We start from the raw sequence: 6,564 nt of genomic DNA, 5'->3' as shown, positions 1-6,564 counted from the left end.
GTCAACAATGCCGGCGTCGGCATGCTCAATGTCCTGGAAGGCACGGAGATGTCGAAAATCCGCGAGCTGTTTGAGACGAACGTGTTCGGCGCAATGGCGATGACCAAAGCCGTTCTTCCACAAATGCGTATCCGTCGGTCAGGCGTTATCGTCAACGTCAGCTCCAGCGTCACCATCAAGCCGCTGCCTGCACTCTCCGTCTACAGCGCCAGCAAGGCAGCGCTGAACGCCTTCACCGAAAGTCTAGCTCTTGAAGCCGCTCTGTTCGGAGTGCGTGCGAAACTTGTTCTCCCGGGTTCGGCGCCGACGACCGGGTTCGGCAAAAATGCCGTCGTCCGCATGGGAATGGATATCCCCGAGCCGTATAGCGCATTCGTCCACGACTACCTGACAACGCTGAGATCCGGTACTGAATTCACGACGCCGGAAGACGTGGCAGAGGCCGTCTGGCGTACTGTCACGGAACCGGAAGCGCCGATGAAAACTCCCGCCGGCGCCGATGCGCAAACCTGGTTCCGTGAGGCGGGCCACTCGGTGGCCTGAAGACGGCTACTCTTGAGATGGAGCGCGAGTATCAAAATATGCTGCTTACCCTCCGCCAAGAACAGCCACAATCTCAGCAAATTGGCTTCACACGATTGCGGCAGCTCGCAGTGTAGTGGGGCGGAGGAGGTGGCCGCCTTCTTTTTGCCTCTTCAAATCATAAAAAGATGCGGTCCGTTCACCGGGCGATTTGCAAATCGAGAGGTCTAAAATGAGAAAAATGATCGCAATCGCGGCAACCCTGGCTGTCGTGTCGACGCAGTTCGCTTATGCGTCGAGCGACGCAGCATGGAACGCCCTGTTGGCGAAGGCTAACGGTAGCTGCATTGGGCAATCGAGAATGGATACTCCAGAGGCCAGCGCCCCGGTCGTTTTCGATGACTCTATTGGAAAAGTAGCCGTGCTTCTTCGAGGCTCGATTGGAAAGAACAAATCTAAGGTAAATTTGCTCTGCCTCTATGACAAGAAATCGGGCAAGGCCTCGATCGAGGAGTTTCGCTGGCTCGGAAAGTGATGTCTTGCTGCGGTCGTCTCGCTGGCGACCGCATCGCAAGTTTATTTTGAATTGACTGTTTTTCCTCTCAGCTCTGTCCACTGGTTCCGGCGTTCTTTGGTTTCTAAGCAATAAGTGAGCTTGCCCATGCGCCCTGATAGTCCGGCCCGGCTGACTCTGGTTGTTGAGCGACCGGAAGAATCGTGTGACGGCTGTGGGCCTGGCCGGACGAGCCAAGCGACCAAAACCGGGGCCGATCGTCGACAAGCATCCGGAGCTCGAAGAGCTTCACGGCTATTGCCTCGCGGAAACCTGGGGTCTGCAGCTTGCCGACGTTGCGGAGTTTTTTATGCTTGCGGCGTTCCTAGCGTTGATCTCCCTTTGGAAGAAAGCGCGATCTGGCGCCCGATGGGAGCAAACGATGGCCGCAACAGACGAGATCCTTGCCGGGCTTGCATAGTCGAAGCGCAAACAGCTCCGAGATTTATAGACGCCTCGGCTTACGTTTCTGCCGCTTTTCGAACTCGACGAACTACGGCATTCCGTTTGAGCCGGATTGGCGACGGGATGAGTAACGAGAACCAACGATCGGACCCGAACCAAACAGATGACCCGTGGCATTCCGCACCGGAAACGGCGGGAACGCCGCAGTAACACAGCTTCGCCCCGACTAGAAAAGAACGGACCGAATGGCGGTATGCTGAGCGGTTTTAACACCAGTTAGCGAAGGTTTTTGAGCGTTGGTGCCGTAGGCTCCCCCCGAAATGAATGTCAATTTTTCGGGGGGCTAATCCGGTGCCCTTCGGTGGGCTTGATCTAAATCACTTTACGTAGACGACTTTGCCGCCATTGGCTGCGGTCTGTATGCCAATGACATTTTCAAGTTGCACGTTTTTCTGTTGCAGGATGGCCATGAGGGCAGCATCGGTTTGTATCTCGGTCTGAGCTTTTATCATTGCTTCTGGCGTCGCTGCGCGGACGCTTTCAGGAATCTGCTGCGTTTTCGAGGCATCGTCCGATTTTTGGTCTACAACGATAATGGTGACCATATCGTCTGTCATAGTCGTCGTTGTGGCGGTCTGTGCATAGGCAACGCCGCTCAACGTCGTAGCAGAAATCGCGGCTGCAAGTGCGAGTGTCAGAACCTTCTTCATCGTCTTCTCCTTCTATTTTAGGGCCGGCCCTGGCGGTTGTCGACACATTGCTTGCCGGCTTCAACAACTCGAAGTGGAACGGCCAGCCCGCCAAATGGTTCCGACGCGAAGCGTGCATTGGTCGGAAGGAGGGGCTCGCGCATTACACAGCACGAATGAATTTGCGACCTTGCCGGAAACGGCGGGCTTGATGAGCCAGCTTGGCGGGCGTCGACAGGGTGAAGGATAGCTCTGTACGGCCGGTAGTAGCCCGACAAAAACCACGCGGAAGCGGTTCGGCTGCCAAGGGTATCATTTCCAACTCTGGCATTATATGACGTCGGACCTTGCATGATCCTTCGAGCCCGTAGCGTTCTTGGACTTGCCCTCGAATTCGATCTTGTGGAAATGCAGCCGGTACGCCTCTCGACCGCGCGACGTTCGTCCGCCCGCTCAACACAGACAGGTGCCTTACAGGAGAGGGCTATCTCTGCCGTCAGCGTCGCAGCTATTCAGCGCGTCGGCAATATCCTCTGCGTCGCGTTCGCCAAGGTGTACAAGGTCTCTGCCATCCGTCGCCGCAGGCAGCCCTGTAGCCGTATCTATTATCTGCCACGTGCCGTCATCACTTGAAGTCGCTGTGTACCGTCGTGTCGCGAAACGCCTATTATTAAAGTCACTTCCGGATGATGACATCTAAGGTTGCTCCTCCGATCATGTCCTGAGCTGTTATGCCGCAGCCGAGCCCAACCAAAACGCCTTTACTCTCGGGTCTTGATTTACATGTTGAGCGTCGAGGTAGCAGGGCATGGTGCACTCCATTTACTCACAACGTCGTCCCTGACTTCCTGTTCCATAGGAAACAACCGTTCGAACCGATCGCTCGGACCCGCCAAGTGCTCGAAAAACTGTTGAAGTGGCAGCTGGCGTCTTTGAGGCGCGGACCTGCAAGGAAGCCATGTCGGCGTCCTCTCAATCTGTTATCTTCTAGCCGCCCGCTCGATCATGCGGGCGAACTTTTGCAGCAGCCTTCCAAGATCTGGCTCTTCCACACGCCGCGCTGCATCCGTGGGCTTCAGCCACACTGCGTCGCGCTCCGCCATTTCCGGGAAGCGCTTGCGCATGCGCCGAACTTCAAGCAAAAATACTCCAACGATCGGTCGGACTTCGCTCCCATCGTTTAAAACCTTGTCGTAGATAAAACTTCCGAAGGATTTTTTCTTCACCCTGCCGACCACTCCCGCTTCTTCCCAAGCTTCACGTTCCGCAACTTTACTCGGCTTCAATCCGGAGATGGGCCAACCCTTAGGAATCATCCAGCGCTTCGTTTCGCGGGTCGTGATAAGGAGCACTTCTGGCCCATCCAGCGTTCCGCGGAAGCAGAGCGCTCCATATTGGTCAAGGTCGGGGCGAACTCCCGTCATATCGATGTTCTGTTCAAATCTCATAGACGCTGAACCATCTGGCAGGCTGGAAGTTCCGTCGAACTCACCGCCAGGAGTGCTTTGTATCGAGCACCTCGTTCACGTATGCCTGTGCCTGCTTGATGAGCATGTCCTTGTCATCGTGAGGAGACGGCCATATCTCACGCTGGGTGATCGGCCAAATCATGTTCTTGCAGCACGTCCCATCCCGTCGTCAGATCATTGAGTGCGCCCAATCCTGCATCTTTCTATGGAGTTGGACCGAGAAATAAACAGATTGCCGGAAACCCACCGGATTGTCGTCGATCTCGTCCTTATTCAAGGCCTGAGCTTCGAAGCTGCCGCCGAGCGGTGTGATGTCCCCGTAGGTACAATCAAGAGCCGAGTAAGCCGCGTTCGAAGCCTTCTAACCGAGTGCAGGTCCGTCCGATTCTTACCAAAACAATGCATTCGCAATGTCATCGAGGTCCGCTTGTTTTTCGCACAACGCGAATCCTTTGAATTTGACCGGAAGAACCGACGGGTCGTACCACGTGGCAAACACGAAGGGGATGTCGCGGCGTTCGAGTTCTTCCGCAACTGGAAACACAAGCTCGGCGCCTAGGTGGATGTCGAGAATGGCGGCATCGATCTTTTCGGTTTCGAGCGATTCCAGCGCGGCTTCCACCGTCGCGACCGGGCCGACGATGATCGCTCCGCTCGCTTCTAGCTTCCGCCGAGTTTCGTCGGCAAGGAAATACTCGCCTGATAAGGACATGTATTCCGGCAAAAAAGCGGTTGTGGTTGGATGGTCCAACGGCTGGATCCTTCAGTGGGCGAGAGCCGCGCATTATAAGTGCCTTTCGCGTTCCGCAAGCCCGAACAACGTCAGATCTCTTTTGTTCCCCTAATTGGCGTCTCGCCGGGCCCGACGGTTAGCACCTGCGGGTGCGCCAGCAGAGACTTCGAAGATGGGTTTCTACTCGTCGACGAAGGTAAGTCATAGCCGGACGCAGCGGGAACAATGAAGCGGCAAAATCTCCCCGCTTACAAACCATAGTGCGACGGCCATACCGGAAAAAGCAGTCAGACGAGTTCCGCCTCCCAGGACAGGAGGAAAAACCGTCGGTCCCAAGCGCGGAGGCTCGCGTCCAAACACGAGCAGCGCTCTCGTGACCGAGAAGCACAAGGGAGCCGTAAATCCACGCGTAGCAAGCGTCGCCTTACCAAACCGCTGCGATGACAGACGCTTGGAAGATGGTGCGACCGGTTATGTCTCGGGCCTCGACACTTAGACCCATTGTGCTCGAGCTCGCCTCACTTTCGATGAGGTGCCGGGCAAGGATTCTTTTCGCCTCATTCTGGACCAGGGCATCACTTGCGACATACTGTCCTCGCCTGTCGAAATAATATCGCTTGCCGTCGCTCCAATGGAAATAGACGAAGGGCATCACTGCCCTCCACGATCGCGGAAGGATCGCCGTCTGAGAGGTCCAAACCAAAGAAGTACGATTACCGCGATGAGCGGTACGGCGCCCGCCAGCAGGAAAAGGGTCTCCGATGCCTTCATTTTTATTCACCTTTGTATTGCCGATTCTCGGGATGCAACAAGGATGAAAGCGGAAGCCATTCCAACTACGTTCGTCCGATTGAAGAAGTGGACGACTGCCAGTTCCGCGTCGCTTTACTTTCACGCTCTTTCCAACTGCGGACAGTCGCGATAGTTCATTCTTTCTTTCGAAGATCATAAAGTGCCATTCTTTATACGGACTTCCAGGCGAGACTTGTCGATCGGCCCCGTTCGATGGCCGACAGCTGAGGAATCGAGTTGGAATACAAAACGAGCTGCTTGGAACAGCATAGTAATGGCCTCCACTGTCGAGTGGCACGGCGAACTGCACCTATTGTCGGCAGCAGCACCTATAGTTGTGCCTCGCACGAAGGTCAGAAGCACGTTCGATCACAAACTCCGAACCCTTAAGACGACGAGTATGTTGAGGCCTATCAATCAGCCAAACAGAACGCCGCGACCGATATTCCTGCGTCGCATCGAATTGGTCTTCTCTCTAGCGACGATTGAGGTCGTTAACGCCTTCTAGAAAGCGTTGGGGCACTCGGCGGTTTTAAATCGGCTTTGGGAGGCCACGTGCGCGTTTTTCTCATAACGATGTCCAATCAAAACATAAAATTGTTCATGGGAACTATCCGTCAGGGGCCTTGTTTGCTGGGTCCTGAAACAGCTTACAAAGGAGAGTCCCGCGGCAGATCAGGATCAAAATAACCAAGGCGGTCAGCAGGGTAGCCAAGGTGGCCAGCAGGGCGGCCGGGGCGGCCAAGGTGCAGAAGCGCGAATAGGGTTGATATTTATGGATAGACGGAGGCGGGAAAACCGCCTCCGTTCCCTTGCACGCAGCCTCTTCGCTGATTGCCGGATTTATCGGCAGGAAACGAATTTTGGAATCGTCAAGCATGCCTGAGGGACAAAAGCCCGGCACGTCGCACACCGGCAACCAGATCGAGCAGTGGAAAACGTCTATCGACAACGGAATACCTGAATGAAAATTCGGGCATGTGCGGGATACTCGGGCCAGATAAGCGCTACATTCGGGGGTGAACCGCTGGACGACGGGCGCAGCCGACAGCGCACCTTCTCAAGGCCGGTCACGATTCGGCGCATTTCGAACGCGGCCAGTTCGCCAGAACTCAGGGCCGGACATGTATTTCCTTGTTTGCCGGTGCGGGTTGCGGCGACGTTATAAAACAGAAGGACAGCCGCCGGTGCTAGGGCAAGCGTCGTCAAGAAAAACAAGCGGTGCGAGATTTTGGTCGTCGGAGTTTTGGGCCCCCGGAACTAACACAGTGGACAATACAAACGTTGCAAGCGCAAGAGGTCGCTCAGGTATGCATTTATCGACAGGGCAAGCGCAACATCGACGGGCCTGACTTGGTCAGCGGCGCTTGCGGGTGCCTGTTCGGCTCCATGATCTTCGCC

General features: G+C 55.5%; 9 protein-coding genes and 1 pseudogene. 5 read left to right on the top strand and 5 right to left on the bottom strand.

Annotated features, from left to right (window positions below):
- The 3 genes from ACP7E0_RS32905 to ACP7E0_RS32895 form a co-directional block, all read left to right on the top strand.
- On the top strand, positions 1 to 543 hold a 543-nt coding region (locus tag ACP7E0_RS32905; RefSeq protein ID WP_426131319.1), incomplete at its 5' end, for an SDR family NAD(P)-dependent oxidoreductase.
- A 211-nt stretch (positions 544 to 754) separates the two neighbouring features.
- Positions 755 to 1,057 (top strand): hypothetical protein, encoded by a 303-nt coding sequence (locus tag ACP7E0_RS32900; RefSeq protein WP_426131317.1) that lies wholly within the window; start codon positions 755 to 757, stop codon positions 1,055 to 1,057.
- Positions 1,058 to 1,241: 184 nt separating this feature from the next.
- On the top strand, positions 1,242 to 1,496 hold the full coding sequence (locus ACP7E0_RS32895; RefSeq protein WP_426131315.1) for a hypothetical protein: 255 nt from the start codon (positions 1,242 to 1,244) through the stop codon (positions 1,494 to 1,496).
- A gap of 361 nt (positions 1,497 to 1,857) precedes the next feature.
- Here the strand turns inward: ACP7E0_RS32895 and ACP7E0_RS32890 are convergent, their stop codons facing one another.
- Entirely contained in the window at positions 1,858 to 2,190 is a 333-nt protein-coding gene (locus ACP7E0_RS32890) for a hypothetical protein (protein WP_426131313.1), read from the bottom strand.
- Between the two features lie 330 nt (positions 2,191 to 2,520).
- On the opposite strand from ACP7E0_RS32890, the gene ACP7E0_RS32885 reads away from it, so the two are divergent.
- Positions 2,521 to 2,802: a hypothetical protein gene (locus tag ACP7E0_RS32885; protein WP_426131311.1), complete on the top strand. Its 282-nt coding sequence runs from the start codon at positions 2,521 to 2,523 to the stop codon at positions 2,800 to 2,802.
- Positions 2,803 to 3,149: 347 nt separating this feature from the next.
- Here the strand turns inward: ACP7E0_RS32885 and ACP7E0_RS32880 are convergent, their stop codons facing one another.
- On the bottom strand, positions 3,150 to 3,617 hold the full coding sequence (locus ACP7E0_RS32880; protein ID WP_426131309.1) for an NUDIX hydrolase: 468 nt from the start codon (positions 3,615 to 3,617) through the stop codon (positions 3,150 to 3,152).
- A gap of 226 nt (positions 3,618 to 3,843) precedes the next feature.
- Between ACP7E0_RS32880 and ACP7E0_RS32875 the strand changes: the two are divergent.
- Positions 3,844 to 3,987 (top strand): annotated as a pseudogene (locus ACP7E0_RS32875) (RNA polymerase sigma factor); the annotation flags it as partial.
- A gap of 39 nt (positions 3,988 to 4,026) precedes the next feature.
- Here ACP7E0_RS32875 and ACP7E0_RS32870 read toward each other — a convergent pair.
- The 3 genes from ACP7E0_RS32870 to ACP7E0_RS32860 all read right to left on the bottom strand — a co-directional run bounded on the left by ACP7E0_RS32870 (position 4,027) and on the right by ACP7E0_RS32860 (position 6,115).
- Positions 4,027 to 4,389, bottom strand: coding sequence for a response regulator (locus ACP7E0_RS32870; protein WP_426131307.1), 363 nt, complete (start codon positions 4,387 to 4,389; stop codon positions 4,027 to 4,029).
- 406 nt (positions 4,390 to 4,795) lie between these two features.
- Complete coding sequence (locus ACP7E0_RS32865; RefSeq protein WP_426131305.1) at positions 4,796 to 5,023, bottom strand: DUF6894 family protein; 228 nt, start codon at positions 5,021 to 5,023, stop codon at positions 4,796 to 4,798.
- Positions 5,024 to 5,773: 750 nt separating this feature from the next.
- Positions 5,774 to 6,115, bottom strand: a complete 342-nt coding sequence (locus tag ACP7E0_RS32860; protein ID WP_426131303.1) for a hypothetical protein — start codon at positions 6,113 to 6,115, stop codon at positions 5,774 to 5,776.
- Positions 6,116 to 6,564: the final 449 nt, after the last annotated feature.

The sequence above is a fragment of the Pararhizobium sp. PWRC1-1 genome (assembly GCF_049897905.1).
In the GTDB taxonomy this organism is placed as follows: domain Bacteria; phylum Pseudomonadota; class Alphaproteobacteria; order Rhizobiales; family Rhizobiaceae; genus Pararhizobium.
Note: the sequence above shows the minus strand (reverse complement) of the source record. Positions and strands in the feature narration are given on the sequence as shown.